Source organism: Vulcanococcus sp., assembly GCF_044369115.1.
Taxonomy (GTDB): Bacteria; Cyanobacteriota; Cyanobacteriia; order PCC-6307; family Cyanobiaceae; genus Vulcanococcus.
On record NZ_JBIPMN010000034.1, the window covers coordinates 1 to 16,714 of the forward strand.

Annotated in this window: 18 protein-coding genes; 5 read left to right on the forward strand and 13 right to left on the reverse strand. The window is 66.1% G+C overall.

Features of this window, described 5'->3' with window-relative positions; translation table 11 throughout:
- On the reverse strand, nt 1-390 hold a 390-nt coding region (locus ACIQ2E_RS03950), incomplete at its 3' end, for a Rid family detoxifying hydrolase (protein ID WP_398326481.1).
- 43 nt (nt 391-433) lie between these two features.
- On the opposite strand from ACIQ2E_RS03950, the gene ACIQ2E_RS03955 reads away from it, so the two are divergent.
- On the forward strand, nt 434-1,561 hold the full coding sequence (locus ACIQ2E_RS03955) for an ABC transporter ATP-binding protein (RefSeq protein WP_398326484.1): 1,128 nt from the start codon (nt 434-436) through the stop codon (nt 1,559-1,561).
- Between the two features lie 15 nt (nt 1,562-1,576).
- On the opposite strand, the gene gloB is transcribed toward ACIQ2E_RS03955, so the two are convergent.
- Complete coding sequence (gene gloB / locus ACIQ2E_RS03960; protein WP_398326487.1) at nt 1,577-2,350, reverse strand: hydroxyacylglutathione hydrolase; 774 nt, start codon at nt 2,348-2,350, stop codon at nt 1,577-1,579.
- Nucleotides 2,351-2,379: 29 nt separating this feature from the next.
- Here gloB and hisG point away from each other — a divergent pair, with 29 nt between their 5' ends.
- Both hisG and ACIQ2E_RS03970 read left to right on the forward strand, forming a co-directional pair.
- The gene (gene hisG / locus ACIQ2E_RS03965; protein WP_398326490.1) at nt 2,380-3,027 is read left to right on the forward strand and encodes an ATP phosphoribosyltransferase; all 648 of its coding nucleotides are present in this window, start codon (nt 2,380-2,382) and stop codon (nt 3,025-3,027) included.
- Nucleotides 3,027-4,826 (forward strand): ABC transporter ATP-binding protein, encoded by a 1,800-nt coding sequence (locus ACIQ2E_RS03970; RefSeq protein ID WP_398326493.1) that lies wholly within the window; start codon nt 3,027-3,029, stop codon nt 4,824-4,826. The genes hisG and ACIQ2E_RS03970 overlap by 1 nt, the downstream gene beginning before the upstream one ends.
- On the opposite strand, the gene ACIQ2E_RS03975 is transcribed toward ACIQ2E_RS03970, so the two are convergent.
- On the reverse strand, nt 4,778-5,599 hold the full coding sequence (locus ACIQ2E_RS03975; RefSeq protein ID WP_398326496.1) for an alpha/beta fold hydrolase: 822 nt from the start codon (nt 5,597-5,599) through the stop codon (nt 4,778-4,780). The genes ACIQ2E_RS03970 and ACIQ2E_RS03975 overlap by 49 nt on opposite strands.
- A gap of 33 nt (nt 5,600-5,632) precedes the next feature.
- Between ACIQ2E_RS03975 and ACIQ2E_RS03980 the strand changes: the two genes are divergently transcribed.
- A complete protein-coding gene (locus ACIQ2E_RS03980) occupies nt 5,633-6,127 on the forward strand; it encodes a GNAT family N-acetyltransferase (protein WP_398326499.1) in 495 nt (164 codons plus the stop codon).
- 112 nt (nt 6,128-6,239) lie between these two features.
- On the opposite strand, the gene ACIQ2E_RS03985 is transcribed toward ACIQ2E_RS03980, so the two are convergent.
- The 4 genes from ACIQ2E_RS03985 to ACIQ2E_RS04000 form a co-directional block, all read right to left on the reverse strand.
- On the reverse strand, nt 6,240-6,965 hold the full coding sequence (locus ACIQ2E_RS03985; protein WP_398326502.1) for a TIGR04283 family arsenosugar biosynthesis glycosyltransferase: 726 nt from the start codon (nt 6,963-6,965) through the stop codon (nt 6,240-6,242).
- Nucleotides 6,962-7,180, reverse strand: a complete 219-nt coding sequence (locus ACIQ2E_RS03990; protein ID WP_398326505.1) for a hypothetical protein — start codon at nt 7,178-7,180, stop codon at nt 6,962-6,964. The genes ACIQ2E_RS03985 and ACIQ2E_RS03990 overlap by 4 nt, the downstream gene beginning before the upstream one ends.
- A gap of 91 nt (nt 7,181-7,271) precedes the next feature.
- Nucleotides 7,272-7,952 carry a TIGR04282 family arsenosugar biosynthesis glycosyltransferase gene (locus ACIQ2E_RS03995; protein ID WP_398326508.1) on the reverse strand — a complete coding sequence of 227 codons (681 nt, stop codon included), beginning with the start codon at nt 7,950-7,952 and terminating at the stop codon, nt 7,272-7,274.
- A 4-nt stretch (nt 7,953-7,956) separates the two neighbouring features.
- Nucleotides 7,957-9,075 carry a trypsin-like peptidase domain-containing protein gene (locus tag ACIQ2E_RS04000; RefSeq protein ID WP_398326511.1) on the reverse strand — a complete coding sequence of 373 codons (1,119 nt, stop codon included), beginning with the start codon at nt 9,073-9,075 and terminating at the stop codon, nt 7,957-7,959.
- A gap of 36 nt (nt 9,076-9,111) precedes the next feature.
- Here ACIQ2E_RS04000 and dnaA point away from each other — a divergent pair, with 36 nt between their 5' ends.
- Nucleotides 9,112-10,566, forward strand: a complete 1,455-nt coding sequence (gene dnaA, locus ACIQ2E_RS04005; protein ID WP_398326514.1) for a chromosomal replication initiator protein DnaA — start codon at nt 9,112-9,114, stop codon at nt 10,564-10,566.
- 3 nt (nt 10,567-10,569) lie between these two features.
- On the opposite strand, the gene cbbX is transcribed toward dnaA, so the two are convergent.
- The 6 genes from cbbX to ACIQ2E_RS04035 all read right to left on the reverse strand — a co-directional run.
- The gene (cbbX, locus tag ACIQ2E_RS04010; protein ID WP_398326517.1) at nt 10,570-11,520 is read right to left on the reverse strand and encodes a CbbX protein; all 951 of its coding nucleotides are present in this window, start codon (nt 11,518-11,520) and stop codon (nt 10,570-10,572) included.
- Nucleotides 11,507-11,761 (reverse strand): 4a-hydroxytetrahydrobiopterin dehydratase, encoded by a 255-nt coding sequence (locus ACIQ2E_RS04015; RefSeq protein ID WP_296445509.1) that lies wholly within the window; start codon nt 11,759-11,761, stop codon nt 11,507-11,509. Before ACIQ2E_RS04015 ends, cbbX begins: the two co-directional genes overlap by 14 nt.
- Nucleotides 11,762-11,771: 10 nt before the next feature.
- Nucleotides 11,772-12,914: a CO2 hydration protein gene (locus ACIQ2E_RS04020; protein ID WP_398326520.1), complete on the reverse strand. Its 1,143-nt coding sequence runs from the start codon at nt 12,912-12,914 to the stop codon at nt 11,772-11,774.
- A 1-nt stretch (nt 12,915) separates the two neighbouring features.
- Nucleotides 12,916-14,424 carry an NADH-quinone oxidoreductase subunit M gene (locus ACIQ2E_RS04025; RefSeq protein WP_398326522.1) on the reverse strand — a complete coding sequence of 503 codons (1,509 nt, stop codon included), beginning with the start codon at nt 14,422-14,424 and terminating at the stop codon, nt 12,916-12,918.
- 4 nt (nt 14,425-14,428) lie between these two features.
- Nucleotides 14,429-16,291 (reverse strand): NAD(P)H-quinone oxidoreductase subunit F, encoded by a 1,863-nt coding sequence (locus tag ACIQ2E_RS04030; protein WP_398326525.1) that lies wholly within the window; start codon nt 16,289-16,291, stop codon nt 14,429-14,431.
- Between the two features lie 38 nt (nt 16,292-16,329).
- Nucleotides 16,330-16,714: ferritin-like domain-containing protein (locus ACIQ2E_RS04035; protein WP_398326528.1), on the reverse strand; the 385-nt coding region annotated here is incomplete at its 5' end.

Genomic DNA, 16,714 nt, shown 5'->3' on the forward strand with positions numbered 1-16,714 from the left:
CACGGCGATGCAATCGATCTCCACGCGGGCGCCCTTCGGCAGGGCCGCCACTTCCACGCAGGCCCGCGCCGGCGACACACCGGCTCCGAACACCTCGGCATAGAGGGCATTCACCTTGGCGAAATCGCCGAGGTCGGCCAGAAACACGGTGGTGCGCACCACCTGTTGGGGGGTGCAGCCTGCTTCGTTCAAAACTGCTTTGAGGTTGCTCAGCACCTGACGGGTTTCGGCCTCCACATCGCCGCTGCCCACCATCGCGCCCGTTGCCGGATCCAGGGCGATCTGGCCGCTGCAATAGAGCACCCCGCCAGCCTTCACGGCCTGGTTGTAAGGACCCACGGGCGCCGGAGCAGCGCTCGTGGTCACGGCTTCGATCGTGGGGCTGGTCATGCTGGAGGGAAGATGGGCGCTGAGCCTATGGCCAGAGCGCCTGATGCGAATCGAGCTGTCCAACCCTGAGTTGCCGCTGCGGCCCCAGGTGGAGCTCGATGGGCTGTGGCATCGCTACAGCGGTGCGGCTTCCACGGGCGACTGGACCCTGCGTGATATACACTTCCAGCTCCGTACCGGTGAATTGGTGGGCCTACTGGGGCCATCCGGTTGCGGCAAAACCACGCTGCTGCGCCTGATTGCAGGCTTTGAGCAACCGGATCGCGGTGTGGTGCGCATCGGCGGTCAGGAGGTGGCCGGCCCGCACCGCTGGTTGCCGCCGGAGCGGCGCGGCGTGGGCATGGTGTTTCAGGACTACGCCCTCTTCCCCCACCTCGATGCCTGGCGCAATGCCTGCTTCGGGTTGCGCCGCGGGCAGGACAGCAGCCGCGCCGCCTGGTTGCTGGAGCTGCTTGGCCTTAAAGGGCTGGAGCATCGCTACCCGCATGAGCTCTCCGGCGGCCAGCGCCAGCGTCTGGCCCTGGCTCGAGCCCTCGCGCCTGGCTGTTCGCTGGTGCTGCTGGATGAACCCTTTTCCAACCTGGATGTGGAGGTGCGCTTGCGGCTGCGGGCTGAGCTCCCCGGCGTGTTGGCGCGCTGCGGCGCCAGCGGTGTGATCGTGACTCACGATCCGGAGGAAGCCCTGGCCATCTGTGATCGGGTGGCGGTGCTCGAATCCGGCCATCTGCACCAGTGCGCCAGCCCCCAAGACCTGGTGGCAGCGCCGGCCACAGCCTTTGTGGGGCGCTTCGTGCTGCAGAGCAACCTGCTCCCCGCCCGCTGGCAGGGCAGCACTCTCACCACGGCCTTCGGCGCCCTGGAAGCACCGGCAGGCGTGCAGCTTCCTGCTCCGTCGGAGACAGGAGATCTGCAGGTGTTGGTGAGCCCCCAGGGCATCCTGCTCACCCCGGATGACAACGCCGAGGCCTGGGTGCTGGGTCGCGAATTTCTTGGCCGTGAATGGCTGTATCAGGTCCAATGCGGCCAAGGCAGGCTGCGCCTGCGGCTGCCGCTCGAGCACGACTACAACCGCGGTCAGCGCTGCCGGCTGCGGTTGCGGGCGGGTGAGCCGGTGCGGCTGTTCCCCGCTGGTGTGGATCTGGTGGCTGCCGCCGCCACCGCTCCCCTCTGATTCAGCCCGGCGCGATCAGCCCTTCCAAAGGTCTTTGCTGCCGCGCAGCTGGCGCAGGCTGTCGGCATCCGCCGCCCGCACAAACAGGTTGGTGGCCCGCTCAAGGCCGATGCTGCTGGGAATGGTGGGTTCATTCCTGGCCCTGAGCGCCTCCACGGCCGCCAGCCGCTGCTGAATGGCGCCATCACCGGGTTCCTGCGCTGCCGCCCAGCGCAGGTTGCCGGCGGTGTATTCGTGGGCGCACCACACCTGCGTGGCCTCTGGTAGGGCAGCTAAGGCCTGCAGCGAGGCGTGCATCTGCTCCGGTGTGCCTTCAAACAGGCGGCCGCATCCCGCGGCAAACAGCGTGTCGCCGCAGAACAGATGGCCGCCGTCATCCCCGGCTGGTGGCAAATAGAAGGCGATGTGATGGGCGGTGTGGCCTGGCACGGCCAGCACTGCAACGGAGCGACCCAGCAGCTCCAGCTGATCACCACCCTGCACCGCCAGCGTTTGCAGCGGGATGCGGGCTTGATCGGCGCCACTGGCGATCACGGCCGCCTCGGGCCAGCGCTGCAGCAAGCCCGGCGTGCCGCCGATGTGGTCGTGGTGGTGGTGGGTGTGCAGGATCGCGCTGAGCTCAAGCTCTTGCTGCTCGAGCCAGCCGATCACCGGTTCGGCAACGGCCGGATCCACCACCACTGCCAGGCCGGGGCTGGCGCCATGCAACACGAACACATAGTTGTCGTTCAGCACCGGGATCAGCGACACCCGCTCGGCGATTGGGGCCGTGGTGAGGGCCTGTTGCATCGTTAAAGTCCCGGTTCAGGCTGCCTCCCATGATCACCGTCGCGCTGGCCAAGGGAGCCCTCCTCAAGGATTCCGTGGCGCGCTTTGCCGCCGCCGGGCTCGATTTCGCCGCCGTGCTGGAGCCCGGCAACCGCCAGCTGATGGTGCCAAGCGCCTGTGGCCGGGCCCGCGCTCTGCTGGTGCGTAACGCGGATGTGCCGGTGTATGTGGCCTACGGCCAGGCCCAGCTCGGGGTGGTGGGCTACGACGTGCTCCGCGAACACCAGTTGCCGGTGGCCCACCTGGTGGATCTCGGTTTCGGCGGTTGCCGCATGAGCGTGGCGGTGAAGGCCACCAGCCCCTACCGCCGCGCTGCCGATCTGCCGGCCCACTGCCGCGTGGCCAGCAAGTTCACCCGTTGTGCTGAGGAGTACTTCGAAGCCCTCGATCTGCCGGTGGAGCTGATCCACCTCGCTGGTTCCGTGGAGCTCGGGCCGATCACCGGCATGAGTGAAGCGATTGTGGATCTGGTGGCCACTGGCCGCACCTTGGTGGAGAACGGCTTGATCGCGATTGAAGACCTGTTCCACTCCACCGCGCGCTTGGTGGGTCATCCCCTGTCGCTGCGTCTGGATGGCGGCGAGCTGCAGGGGATCGTGGATCAGATCGCGGCGGTATCCAGCCGGCCGGCGGCCTGATGGCCCATCTCGATCGGCAACGGCTGCTGCGTCTGCTGCCCTACCTGGGCCGTGATCGACGGCGCCTGTTGCTCACCCTGGTGCTGTTGATTCCGGTGGCGGGTGCGGCTGCGGTGCAGCCGTTGCTGGTGGGGCAGGCGATTTCTGCCCTGCGCCAGGAGCCGGTGCTCGCCTGGCTGGAGCCGATGTCTCTGGCGCAGCAGCTGCGCACCCTGGTGTTGTTGCTGCTGGTGGCCGTGCTCGTGCGGCTTGGCTTGCAGGGCCTGCAAAGCTTCAACGTGCAGGCGGTAGGCCAGCGCCTCACGGCCCGCATCCGCAACGACTTGTTCGCCCACGCGCTCGATCTCTCGTTGCGCTTCCACGACCGCACGCCGGTGGGCAAGCTGCTCACCCGCCTCACCAGTGATGTGGATGCCCTGGCGGAGGTGTTCGGCAGCGGCGCGGTGGGCTTGCTGGCGGATCTGGTCACCCTGCTGGTGATCGCCGCCACGATGATCGCGATCGAGCCGCGGCTGGGCGTGTTGCTGCTGGCCTCCCAGGTGCCGGTCACGCTCACCATGCTCTGGCTGCAGCGCCGCTACCGCAAGGCCAACTACCGGGTGCGCGAAGAGCTCAGCCAGCTCAACGCCGATCTGCAGGAAAACCTGCAGGGGCTCGAGGTGGTGCAGATGTTCCGCCGCGAGGCCTACAACTCCTCCCGCTTTGCCAAAACCACCGAGGCCTATCGCCAGGCGGTGAACGGCACGATCTTCTATGACTCGGCCATCTCTGCCCTGATCGAGTGGGTGTCGCTCGGGGCGATTGCCTTGGTGCTGGCCCTGGGGGGCTGGATGGTCACGGCAGGGGCCATGGGCCTGGGCACACTCACCACCTTCATCCTCTATTCCCAGCGTTTGTTTGACCCGCTGCGGCAGTTGGCTGAGCGCTTCACCCAGATCCAGGGCGGCCTCACAGCGGTGGAGCGCATCGGCGAACTGATGGAAGAGCCGATTGAGATTCAGGAGCTGCCCCAGGAGCAGCGCTCTGCAGCGGCTTTGCTGAGTGGCGGTATGCGCAGCAGTGCTGGTGAGGTGGTGTTCGACAACGTGTCGTTCGCTTACCGCTCCGATGATCCGATCCTCACCAACCTCTCCTTCCGCATCGCACCGGGGGAGCACGTGGCCCTGGTGGGACCCACCGGTTCCGGCAAGAGCACGGTGATCCGTCTGCTCTGCCGCCTGTACGAACCGCAGCAGGGCCGGATCCTGCTCGATGGCATCGACATTCGCGAACTGCCCATCCCCACCCTGCGCCAGCGGCTGGGCGTTGTGTTGCAAGACACCTTCCTGTTCAGCGGCAACGTGGCCGATAACCTCCGCCTCGATGCGGCCATCAGTGACAGCGACCTGCAGCGCCTCTGCCAGGAGCTGGGCCTCGAGCCGCTGCTGCAGAGCCTGCCCCAGGGGCTCGACACAGAACTGCGCGAACGCGGCGGCAATCTCTCCTCCGGCGAACGCCAGCTGCTGGCTGTGGCGCGGGTGGCCATTCGCGACCCGTCGGTGCTGGTGATGGATGAGGCCACCGCCTTTCTCGATCCCTCCACCGAAGCCACCCTGCAGCGCGATCTCGATCGGCTGCTGCGCGATCGCACCGCCATCGTGATCGCTCACCGCTTGGCCACCGTTGAAGCGGCCGATCGCATCCTGGTGCTGCAGCGGGGCCGGCTGATCGAGCAGGGCAGTCATGTTGCCCTGCGGGCTGCCGGTGGCCTTTACGCGCAGCTGGCCGAACTCCAGGAGCGCGGGCTGGCCAGGCTCTGAACCTCCGCCGATCGGCGCGGCCAGCCCTGCTCCTCCAGCCATGTGTTGATCAGGGCGGCCATGGGCACCGGTGCTGTTCGCATCGGTAGGTGCCCTTCTCCCTCCAGCACCTCCACTTGATGCTCGGGGCTGTAGCCCGCCAGATGGCGCACGTAGCGGGGCTCCATCACGGTGTCGCGGCTGCCCACCAGCCAGAGGCTGGGCACCTGCAGCTGGGCTACCAGGCCTGGCAGCTGGCGCACGGCGCCCCGTTGCATGCTCGAAGCCAGCAGGCCGCGGGCAGCCCGCAGTTCCGCGACCAGCGGGCTGCGGATCGCCTCGGTGCCGGGCAGCTGCGCCAGCCAGCCCGGCCGCCAGCGCAGGAAGGCGGCGCCACCGCGGCGCACCATGCGGAAGGGCCGCGGCTGAAACACGCCGCCACCCGAGGCCACCTGCACCACGCCTGCCAATTGGCAGCCGAGATGAGGCGCGGCATGCACCACAAGGCTCCCGCCCAGTGAATGACCCACCAACACCACTGGGCGTTCACCGGCCTGTTCGAGAGCGGCTTCGGCCAACCAACGGCCGTAGCTGGCCAGGCTGGGCTGCAGACCCCTCGGCCGCGGCGCACGACCGAAGCCCGGCAGGTCTGGTGTCCAGCACTCCCAATCGGGGCTGAGCGCTTCGGTGAGGGGCTGCCACAGACGGCCTGAGAGCAGCCAGCCGTGCACACACACCAGCAGGGGGGAGCGCTCCAGGGGGCTTCCGGTGGTTGAAGGGTCTCCAGCCTGCATCAGCTTTGGCCAGAGTGGGAGAAGATCATGCCAATGCTTAGCTCTCCCCCCACCGAGCTTGATGTCCTCTACGGGCAGGGTTTCCGGCTGTGCCCCACCCCGAACCCCCAGCTGAGCCTGGTGCTCAGCACCCAGCGGGAGATTGATCTCTACGAACTGGAACAGCTCTGTGATGCGGTGGGCTGGAGCCGCCGTCCTCTGCGGCGCGTGCGCAAAGCCCTGGACAACAGTCTGCTGGTGGTGGGCCTATGGCGGCATGATCCACGGCTGCCCCGCCTGGTGGGCTTTGCCCGCTGCACCGGTGATGGGGTGATCGAGGCCACCGTGTGGGATGTGGCGGTGCACCCCCTGTATCAGGGGGTGGGGCTCGGCAAGCAGCTGATGACCTACGTGATCGATCTGTTGCGCGCTCAGCAGGTGGAGCGGGTGACCCTGTTCGCCGACCCCGGCGTGGTGCAATTCTATGGGGCCCAAGGCTGGGAGCTAGAGCCTCAGCAGCGCCGCTGCGCCTTTTGGTACGCCCCCTGAGCTTCAGCCTGGTGGGTGATCGCGGCGTTGGCACTGCCACTCGCGGCGAACGCGGCGCAGCCAGCGGTTGGGCATCACTGGTGACGCCCCCATTCGTTTGCCCGGCTCTGGCTCAATCACATTCTGGCGAGATCAGCGGTGTTGCACCTTCGCTGCTGTAGTAGCGATCAGCCAGTTGCTGAGGGCTCATGCCCCGTCGCCAGGCCTGCCGCAATTGGGCATTGCGCCAGGCCGTAGCCAGCACACCCTGGCGTTGCCAGCGGCGGCCATTCACCTGCAGCGGGCATCCCAGCCGGCGGATCGGAGCCAGACGCTGCAGCCGCTGAACCAGGAGCAGATCCTCCATCAACGGCAGCGGTGGGATACCGCCGCCACGCTCCAGTAGTGCGCGGGGCAGCAGCAATCCCTGATCGCCATAGGGCAGCTGCCGCAGCTGGCTGCGCAGCCGCACGACGAACTCGAGCAGTCGTAGCGGTAGCCCTGGCCCCTGCACCGCCAGATCGAAGGCCCAGGCCGCCTCCGGCGCTGCCATCGCTCGCTGCAGCGCCTCGGGCCATCTCGGTTGGAGTCGGGCATCGGCGTGCAGCAGCAACAGCCAGGGAGCGGTTGTGGCCGCCACGCCGCGCTGCAGTTGCCGTCCACGGCTGGCCGTGGTGTGAATCACCTGAGCTCCCCCTAGGCCTGCCAGCTGGGCCGTGCCATCACGGCTGCCGCCATCCACCACCACCAGCTCCGCAATCAGACCGGCCGGACCGGCCGCCAGATCGGCCAGCAGTAGAGGCAGGCGCGCCGCTTCGTTGAAGCTCGGCACCACCACTGCCAGGGAAGCACCGCTCATGACCAGAGGCTGGGATCGTTGCTGATCGGCAGAATGGCGAGCGGGTGCTGTGGATCGAGGAGGTCGGCGCTGATGGTGCGGCACACCACATCCATCGGCACGCAGAAACTGCTGCCGTCTTGGTTGAAGGGCTCTTCCACATAGGCGCCGATGCGCTCAGCACTCACAAAGCCCAGAAAGAGCAGCCGGCCGATCAGATCAGCCCGGAACGTCATGGTGTCTCGAATGCTCTCGCCATCCGCAGGCCTCGCGTTGGGCCAGCTTCGGGGGCGGTGCGCTCATCGGCGGCGTGCTCGCGTGCAGGCATCATCCATCGCGTTGCAGTCGTTCTCGCTGCAGCAGCAGCCAGGGTTCCAGGGCAGAGCGGCCATCGAGGTCGCTCTGCTGCCGCAGCAGGCCCACCGCCAGCCCGCGCTCAGCGGCCCGCGCCAGGCTGCGCGTCAGCACCTGATCGCTGCTCCAGGGAATGCCGCTGAACAGGGCCGCACCGCTGCGCCGAAAGCCCTGGTGGGTGATCCCGATCAGCCAGTAGCCGCCATCTGCGGCTGGGCCGAGCACCAGATCGTGCTGCTCGAGCAGGGCAAAGGCCTGCTCCAGATCGGCGCTGTGCAGATCTGGCAGATCGCTGCCGATCAGCAGCACCTGCTCAAACCCCTGAGCGAAGCCCTGCTGCAGCTGGCGATGCATGCGGCAGCCCAGGTTGCCGCCCCGTTGCAGAGCCAACCGCAGCGGAACCGCCATCGAGCGCTGGAGCTGATCTCCCCAGCGGCGCGCGGCCCGCGGTCCCAGGCCCGAGGCCGACAGCAGCAGCTCCGCGCCGCAGCGGTGGGCGGCGGTGGCCGCCGTTTGCAGCGTGTGCCAGCTGAGCCGGCGCTGCATCGCAGCCGCCAACCGGCCGGAGCCGCAGCTGGCCGCCAGGCGTTGCTTGCAACGGCCTGGCGCGGGCCAGCGCGCCAGCACAACTAGCTGGCTCCGCGCGCCTGGCATCCGCTCAGTTCTGGCGCGGCAGCTCTGCCGGTTTCACCTGCAGGTTGAGCTGCTGCTCACCCCGCTGCACCCGCACGCTGAGCGGCTCGCCCACCCGGCCCTGATCCACCGCCACCTGCACCTCAGAAGGGTTATCTACCTCGGTGTTGCCGACCCGTTCGATCAGATCGCAGGAGCGCAGTCCACCCCGCGCGGCGGGACTGCCCGGCATCACCTCCACCACCACCACACCATTGATTTCCGGCAGGCGGCATTCGGCGTTGGTGGCATTCACCTCCCTGGCCAGCTGCGGGGTGAGCGATTGCAGGCGCACACCGATGTAGGGATGCGAGGCGCGGCCGCTCTCAAGGATCTGGGCGGCGATCTGGCGACCGAGATTGATCGGGATCGCGAAGCTCAGGCCGGCGCCGGGCGCCTGGCGAATGGCGGTGTTGATGCCGATCACCTGGCCTCGTTCGTTGATCAAGGGGCCGCCGCTGTTGCCTGGGTTCACGGCGGCATCGGTCTGCAGGTAGGGCACCCGCTGGCCTTCGCCCACCGCATTGGTGCGCTGCACGGCGCTGATGATGCCGGCGGTCACGGTGTTGTCGAGGCCGAGGGGGTTGCCAATGGCGATCGCCCATTCACCGGGCCGCACCTTGGCGGAATCGCCCAGCGGGGCCACCGGCAACCCGGCCGCCGCTACCTTCACCACGGCGACATCGGTGACGGCATCGCTGCCCAGCACCTTGCCGCGGAAGCTGCGGCCATCCGGCAGGGTCACCCCCACTTCACTGGCTCCTTCCACCACGTGGGCATTGGTGAGGATCACTCCATCGGAGCGGGTGATGAAGCCCGATCCCTGGCCCTGTTGCTGCTGAATCGAGGGGCCGCTGCCGAACAGACCGCCGAGGGGATTCACCACCCGCCGCACCGTGTCGATCCGCACCACTGCGGGCCCCACCTTGTCGACGGCGTTCACGATGAAGTTGTTGCCCGGCTGCAGCGCCGCGCTGGGCGGCGCGTCGCTCACGCGGGTGGGGTCGCCGCCACGCCGCCCTGGCAGTCCTCCGCTGCAGGCGCTGAGCAGGCCTGCCAGCAGCAGCGCGCTGAGCAGGGATGGGCGGCTTGTGAGGCGCATCATCGGCAACGGTCCCGTCTGGGCACTGCCCCTATATTCATGGCCCGGCGGGGTTCAGTGGCGGTGCAGCAAGGGGAAACGCTGTGGCGTCAGGTGCAGGAAGCGCTGCAGGGCAACCTTTCCAAACCCACCTTCGAAACCTGGATCAGGCCAGCACGCTGCGCCGGCTTCAACGGCGCTGAACTTCAGCTGATCGCGCCGAACGCCTTTGCCTGCGGCTGGCTGCGCAAGAACTACCTGGTCACGATTGCGACTGTGGCCAGCGAGATCGCCGGTCGCACCATCAGCGTGCAGGTGGAGGCCGGCACGGATCCGGATCTGGCTCAGGGGCTCAATGGCAATGGCTTTCAGGCGGCTGTCGCACCAGGTGAAGCAAGCCCGGTGGGGGAGTCGTCGCTGCCGCGAGCTGATGCATCTGTCGCTCAGCGATTGCCCACTGGTGAGGCGCCCCGCAAGCTCGCTCCCGGCCTCAACCCCCGCTACGTGTTCAACCGTTTCGTGGTGGGGCCCAACAGCCGCATGGCCCATGCGGCGGCGCTGGCGGTCGCCGAGGCGCCGGGTCGTGAATTCAACCCGCTGTTCATCTGCGGTGGTGTGGGCTTGGGCAAGACCCACCTGATGCAGGCGATTGGCCATTACCGGCTCGAGATCGACCCCGAGGCCCGCGTGGCCTATGTGAGTACTGAAACCTTCACCAACGATCTGATTCAGGCCATCCGTAAGGACGGCATGCAGAAATTTCGCGATCGTTACCGCGCCGCCGATCTGATCCTGGTGGATGACATTCAGTTCATCGAAGGCAAGGAATACACCCAGGAGGAGTTCTTCCACACCTTCAACGCGCTGCACGAAGCGGGACGCCAGATCGTGATCGCCAGCGACCGCCCCCCCTCCCAGATCCCGAGGCTGCAGGAACGCCTGATCTCCCGCTTCTCGATGGGTCTGATCGCCGACATCCAGGCCCCGGATCTGGAAACCCGCATGGCGATCCTGCACAAAAAAGCAGAACACGAGCGGGTGAACCTGCCGCGCGATCTCATCCAGTACCTGGCAGGCCGCTTCACCTCCAATATCCGTGAACTCGAGGGTGCGCTGACCCGGGCGGTGGCGTTTGCCTCGATCACCGGCCTGCCGATGACGGTGGAATCGGTTGCGCCGATGCTCGATCCCGCCGGTGTGGAGGTGGAGGTGACGCCGGCCCAGGTGCTCAGCAAGGTGGCGGAGGTGTTTGGCGTGAGTGTGGAGGAGATGAAGAGCCCCAGCCGCAAGCGCGCTGTGAGTCAGGCCCGCCAGGTGGGTATGTATCTGATGCGCCAGGGCACCAACCTTTCGCTGCCCCGCATCGGTGATGAATTCGGCGGCAAGGATCACTCCACCGTGATGTATGCCGTTGAGCAGATCGACAAGAAGCTGGGCGCCGATCCGCAGCTCGGGCGGCAGGTGCAGCAGGTGCGCGATCTGCTGCAGATCGATTCACGGCGCCGCACCAAATAAGCTTCAGCCGGTGATCGGTTCGCTGGGATCAAGCCCTTCCACCTGACCGGAGAACACGCGGCTGGCAGTGATGTCGTCGGCTTCGATCGTCATCAGATCGAGCTTGGTGAGCCCGCTGCTGTTCATGCGGTTGAACAGGCGGTTGGCCTGGCGCATGCGGGCGCGATCGATGGCGTTGCGGATCGAGCGGGCGTTGGCGAAGAAGGGCAGCTGCATCCGCCGCTGGATGTAGTCGGCGAAGGCGGCCAGGGCTTCCTCGCTGAAGCGGTAGTTCTCCTCCGCCAGGATCAGGCGCGCGATCGCCAGCAGTTCTTCAGCGCTGTAATCGGGGAAATCAATGTGGTTGGCCACCCGCGAGGAGAGGCCCGGATTGCTCTGATAGAACACATCCATCCGCTCCTTGTAACCAGCGAAAATCACCATGAGATCGTCGCGGTTATTCTCCATCACCTGCAGCAGGATTTCGATCGCTTCGGCGCCGTAATCGCGTTCGTTTTCCGGGCGATAGAGGTAGTAGGCCTCATCGATGAACAGCACCCCGCCCATGGCTCTTTTGAGCATCTCACGGGTTTTTGGGGCCGTATGGCCGATGTACTGCCCCACAAGATCATCGCGGGTGGCGGTCACCACATGGCCTTTGCGCACGTAGCCCAGACGATGCAGGATCTGCGACATCCGTGCTGCCACCGTGGTTTTGCCGGTGCCCGGCCGCCCGGTGAACGACATGTGCAGGCTGGGCGCTGTGGTGGAGAGCCCCACCTGCTTCCGGGCGCGATCCACGACCAACAGCGCGGCGATCTCACGGATGCGTGTTTTCACCGGCCGCAGACCGATCAACTCCTGATCGAGCTGCTCGAGCACATCCTGCACCTGGGCCCCTTCATAGGCGGCCTGCAGGTTCACAGGGGTGTCGTCGGGAGCGGAGCCGGTGGGCTGTTGCTCAGACGAGGCCATCGATCGCGGCGGCGAAGGCGTGGTCAGCCTCGCCGATCGCCGCCGCTTCCCCCTCCGCCCGCAGGGTGATGTTCACGTATGTACGCCCGAAGCTGATGTCGGGATAGCGGCCTTGCGCTTCACAGAAGTCGTTGAGGCGATCGAGAAAGGCGCGATTGCTGGCGTAATCCTCGAATTCAACGCGGCGCTCCAGCCACTCCACGCGATCGGGCTTGGGTCGGGGGTTCCACTGGTGATCCATGAGGTCGAACTTACGCCCCCAGGCAATCTGTTCGGGCGATGCCGAGCCGCTGCGCCCACGCTTCGGCGTAGGCGGCGTTGGCGGCCTGGGCAGCAGCATCGCTACTGGAGAGCGGGTGGGGCATGGTGCCGTTGATGGCGGCATTGGTGACGCAGAACATCGACTTCTGGAAGCTCATGCAGATCTTCACGCGCACATCGCCCTCGCCCCGGGTGCGTGCGAGATACCACTGATGCAACTTCTCCGGCAGGTGGCGGTACATGTCCTGCATCAGCAGGCTGGGGGGGATGCCGGCGCCCATGCTCGGTAGCGGATCGGCATAGAGCGCGCCGTAGGTGAACTTGGCCTGATCGGGGGAGATCTGCTGGGCCTGGGCGTTGAAGCTCACGGTGCCCAGGAACGGCATGCCGCGCAGGAAGACGGCTTCCACGTAGGGAACGGCCACATCCACCAGGAAGGTGAGGCCCGCCTCCGGCGGCAGCACCCAGAAGCGCTCGCCGTGGATGTCCACGCTGTACTGAATCGGATTGGCCGCGGCGGCCACTAATCCGTCTTTGATGAAGTCCACCACCTCGGGAATGCTGCGCACCAGCCCCTCGCGCTCGGCGGCGGCCAGATCGAGGAACAGATCGCTCATCACCCGCCAGAACTGGCCGAGGGCATGGGTGGTGGCGGCTGAACGGATCAGTTCAGGCAGGAACCCCGGGAAGAGGGGGTTGAGCAGCGCCAGCAACGGATCGCGGCGCCGCTTGGCGGCGATGATCCGGCGGCAGTTCTCCGCGAACTCCGGCGAATCGAGATAAGCATCCATGCCACCGGTGGCATGCCAGAACATCGCCTTCTGGCAGTACTCCGCATATTCGAAATTGATGCGGTCGTGGTTGAGATGGCGCCAGATCTTGGCCGGGTTGAGATCGCCGTCGAGAAACTTGAAGATCGGGAACGGATTGAGGAACTGCTCTTCCGCCTGATAAATCAGGTTGATGCTGTAGGCATCAAGCACCTCGCCATAGCTCTCGAGCACGCCCACCACTTCCAGCACGTGATCGGGCGTATCGGTGAGCAGGGTTTCACCAGCGAGCAGCCGGCGCTTCACCTCCGCCTGGTCGATGGCGAGGTTGGCTCGAACCAGATCCTGGGAAACAACCGGCATCTCAGCCCACTCCTGCTGTGAGGTTGGCCATGGCGGTGCTGGCCACTTCGCTCAAAGTGCCCAGGCTGCTGGGCACCAGGCCGATGAACACGATTCCGGCGGCCAGGGCCAGGGCCGGGATCGTTTCGCGGGGAGCCACGGAGCTGAGCTGCACGTCCAGGTGTGCATCGGCGGTGGTATCGCCACTGGGAGGTGTGATCGCCAGACGGCCAAAGAAGGCCCGGTTCACCAGCAGCAGGAAATACACCGCCGTTAAACCTGAGCCCACCATCGAGAGCAGTGTGGCGAGCGGGAAGGCCGCGATGCTGCCGCGGAACACCAGAAACTCGGAGATGAAGCCGGCCATTCCCGGCAGCCCCGCACTGGCCATCACCGCCACGATCATCAGTGAGCCGGTGAGGGGAAGGCCCCGCTCCGGGTTGAGCAAGCCCCGCAACACCTCCAGATCGCGGGTGCCGGTTTTGCGGTACACGATGCCCACGAGCAGGAACAGCAGCGCCGAGATCAGGCCATGGCTCACCATCTGGAATACGGCGCCCAGCAAGCTCACCGGTGTGTCTGCGGCGGCAGCCAAGAGCACGTAGCCCATGTGGCCAACCGAGCTGTAGGCCACCATCCGCTTCATATCGGTTTGGGCGATGGCGGCGAGGGATCCGTACAGCACGGAAACGGCGGCCCAGATCGCCAGGGCGGGCGCTAAGCGCGCCCACGCCTCGGGGAACAGTTGCAAGCCAAAGCGCAACAGGCCATAGGTGCCAAGCTTGAGCAGCACACCGGCCAGCAGCACCGACACCGGCGTAGAGGCCTGGGTGTGGGCATCGGGCAGCCAGTTGTGCAGGGGAACCAGTGGGATCTTGATGCCGAAGCCGATCAGGATCGCCCCCAGCAGCCACAGCTGAGAGCCCATGGCCAGCCGTTCGCTGAGCACCGGTGTGAGGCTGAAATCCACCGTGCCGGTGAGGAGTGAGAGCCCCAGGAAGGCCCCCAGGATCAGCATCCCGGAGACGGCGGTGAAGATCAGGAATTTGGTGGCGGCATAGGCACGGTTCACGCCGCCCCACACCGAAATCAACAGCCAGAGCGGGATCAGCTCCAGCTCGTAGAACAGGAAAAACAGCAGCAAGTTGTCGGCCAGGAAGGCGCCATTCACAGCTCCGCTGATCAGCAGCAGCATCGCGAAGTAGAGCCGCGGACGCTTGCTGATGTCGCGGGTGATCACCGCTGACACCAACGTGAGCGCGGCGTTGATCAACACCAGCGGCAGGGAAAGGCCGTCGACCCCCAGGGCGTAATCAAGGCCGATGCCCGGCACCCAGCTGTGGTGTTCCTGCAGCTGAAGCCCCGGCGCCATGGGATCGAACTGAGCAGCCGTGACCAGGCTCAGGATCAACTGCGCCACCAGCATCACGATCGTGATCTGGCGCAGGCGCCCCGGTGTGGGGTTACCGGCCCACACCAACAGGGCAAGGCAACCCAGGAAGGGAATCAGCAGCAGGGAAGAGAGCAGCATGGCGTTAGCTGGCGCCCCGCACCGCTTGCAGGGCCGTGATGCACAGCACCACCGCCACCAGGACCGTGAGCAGATAGCTCTGCAGTTGCCCGCTCACGGTGAGCTTGAGGCTGTTGGCGCTGGCCATTGACAGCCGCCCGATGCCATCCACGCCGCCTTTAATCACCTGAATGTCAAACCAGCGGGTGAGGCGTGCCACCGAGGCCACCAGGTTCACGATCGTGCGGCGGTAAATCTCGGGTGTGTAGAAGTCGTAAGCGAGCAGATCCTGCACCAGGCGCACACCGGGCTGGCGGGAGCGAGACCAGAACGCGTCCAAGGGGGTGAGCGATCCCAGCAGAACGCCCACCAGGCCGCTGCCCACTACAGCCGCGGCAACCGGCAGTGAGAAGGCGGTGATCCCCGGCACTGGATCGATCCGCTGCATGATCGCCGGCAGCAACAGCACAATCACCGTGAGACTCACCATCGGCAGGGCCATCAGCCAGTTGGCTTCAGGGGTGCGCTTGGTTTTAGGCAGGGCAGGCCCCAGGAACACCGATCGAAACACCCGGGTCACATTGGCGGCAGCCAGCAGGTTGGTGATCAGGAAGATGCCGGCAAAGGCCGGTGCCAGCTGCCGGAAGTCTTCCACCAGCAGGCCGTAACACCAGAAGCCACCAAGCGGCAGCAGGCCCACCACCCCAGCGCTGCCCACCAGGAAAGCTGTGGCCGTCGCCGGCATGCGCGTACCGATGCCACCCAGTTCGGTGAGGTCCTGGCAGTTGGTGGTGGCGATGATGCTGCCCACGCTCATGAATTGCAGGGCACGGGCCAGGCCGTGGGCAAACAGCAGCAGCAGCGCCAGGCCTGGTTGCTGCAGGGCGATAGCGATGAATACCAGCCCCAGATAGGAAGTGGTGGAATAACTGAAGGCTCGTTTGAGATCCACCTGGGCGATGGCCACCAGGCCGCCGCCGATGGCGCTGATGCTGCCAACCACCAGCAGCACTTCGGTAGCGATCGGTGAAACAGCCACCACCGGCATCAGCTTGAGCAGCACGATGGCGCCGCAGGTCACCACCACGGAGTTGCGCAGGATCGACGCCGGGTTGGGACCCTCCATGGCTTCATCGAGCCAGAGGTGCATGGGGAACTGAGCGCACTTGCCCATCGGCCCCGCGATCAGGCCGAGGCCCAAGAGAGTGCCGGCCAGGGGCGTGATCAGATTCTGTTCGCGGGCCTGAGCTGCCCAGACGTACAGGTCGTCGAATTCCATCGAACCGGCCCAGGCCGAAACCGCCACAACCCCCATCAGCAGCAGCACATCGCCCACGCGCTTGGTGAGGAACGCATCACGCGCCGCCGTCACAACTAACGGCTGGGCATACCAGAAGCCCACCAGCAGATAGGTGGAGAGGGTGAGCATCTCCAGAAGGAAATAGCTCATAAACAAATTGCTGCTCAGCACCACACCACTCATGGCGCCTTCGAAAAAGCCCACCAGGGCGTAGAAGCGAGCCAGCGACCACTCCTTATCGAGATAGCCGAGGGCAAACACCTGGCACACCAGGCTCATGGTGGTCACCAACTCCAGCGCCGCCAGATTGGTGAGCGAAAGATCAAAGCCGATCCTGAGGTTCAGGTCAGCTGCTTGAAACCAGGGAAAGTCGAGGTGCTGCGGGCCGATCGCCACCACTTCGGAGATGGCCAGGCTGCCGTGCAGCACAGCCAGCAGGGTCACCAGCAGGTTGAGATACGCCGCAGGCCGAGGCCCGTTGCGTTTGATCCAGCCTGTGGCCCACGGCAGCGACAGGAGCATGCCGCTGAAGCCGTAGAGCGGCACCAGCCAGATCAGTTGCAGCGGAAGCGGGAGAGCGTCGCTCAAAAAGCGGTGACCTGTGGGGGGCGGACTCTAAACAGGGTTCAGAAGCTGGCCCGGGCGCGGGGATCGCGGCGGGTGGCAGTGCTGGCGCCGTAGCGGGCGTAGCCGCGGCGGCGGCGACCACCCAGCTGTTGCAGCCAGGCTTCCAGGTCGCTGCTGTGATGCTGTTCGTCCTCCAGCAGGGCCTGGAAGAAGGCACCGTTGGCGTCGTCGTTGATCACTCGGCAGAAGCGAGTGGCTTCGTCGTAGTGATCCACGAGCTGCTGTTCCAGATCCGCGTTCTGCTCCAGCAGCCCCACGAGGTCGGGGGCGTGGGTCACCGGCTGCAGCTGGGAGGCGGCAGGCGCCACCCCCAGCTGCAGCATGTGCTGAACGATCCGTTCGGCGTGCTGCATCTCCTCCACCGTTTCCTCGCGGAAGCGCTCG

Coding starts and splice junctions, on each gene's coding strand:
- ACIQ2E_RS04020 (WP_398326520.1), bottom strand. CDS start 12,914: ATGCCGGTTGTTTCCCAGGATCTGGTTCGAGCCAACCTCGCCATCGAC.
- ACIQ2E_RS03955 (WP_398326484.1), top strand. CDS start 434: ATGCGAATCGAGCTGTCCAACCCTGAGTTGCCGCTGCGGCCCCAGGTG.
- ACIQ2E_RS03990 (WP_398326505.1), bottom strand. CDS start 7,180: ATGACGTTCCGGGCTGATCTGATCGGCCGGCTGCTCTTTCTGGGCTTT.
- ACIQ2E_RS03970 (WP_398326493.1), top strand. CDS start 3,027: ATGGCCCATCTCGATCGGCAACGGCTGCTGCGTCTGCTGCCCTACCTG.
- ACIQ2E_RS03980 (WP_398326499.1), top strand. CDS start 5,633: ATGCTTAGCTCTCCCCCCACCGAGCTTGATGTCCTCTACGGGCAGGGT.
- gloB (WP_398326487.1), bottom strand. CDS start 2,350: ATGCAACAGGCCCTCACCACGGCCCCAATCGCCGAGCGGGTGTCGCTG.
- cbbX (WP_398326517.1), bottom strand. CDS start 11,520: ATGGCCTCGTCTGAGCAACAGCCCACCGGCTCCGCTCCCGACGACACC.
- hisG (WP_398326490.1), top strand. CDS start 2,380: ATGATCACCGTCGCGCTGGCCAAGGGAGCCCTCCTCAAGGATTCCGTG.
- ACIQ2E_RS03975 (WP_398326496.1), bottom strand. CDS start 5,599: ATGCAGGCTGGAGACCCTTCAACCACCGGAAGCCCCCTGGAGCGCTCC.
- ACIQ2E_RS03995 (WP_398326508.1), bottom strand. CDS start 7,952: ATGCCAGGCGCGCGGAGCCAGCTAGTTGTGCTGGCGCGCTGGCCCGCG.
- ACIQ2E_RS04025 (WP_398326522.1), bottom strand. CDS start 14,424: ATGCTGCTCTCTTCCCTGCTGCTGATTCCCTTCCTGGGTTGCCTTGCC.
- ACIQ2E_RS04015 (WP_296445509.1), bottom strand. CDS start 11,761: ATGGATCACCAGTGGAACCCCCGACCCAAGCCCGATCGCGTGGAGTGG.
- ACIQ2E_RS04000 (WP_398326511.1), bottom strand. CDS start 9,075: ATGATGCGCCTCACAAGCCGCCCATCCCTGCTCAGCGCGCTGCTGCTG.
- dnaA (WP_398326514.1), top strand. CDS start 9,112: ATGGCCCGGCGGGGTTCAGTGGCGGTGCAGCAAGGGGAAACGCTGTGG.
- ACIQ2E_RS03985 (WP_398326502.1), bottom strand. CDS start 6,965: ATGAGCGGTGCTTCCCTGGCAGTGGTGGTGCCGAGCTTCAACGAAGCG.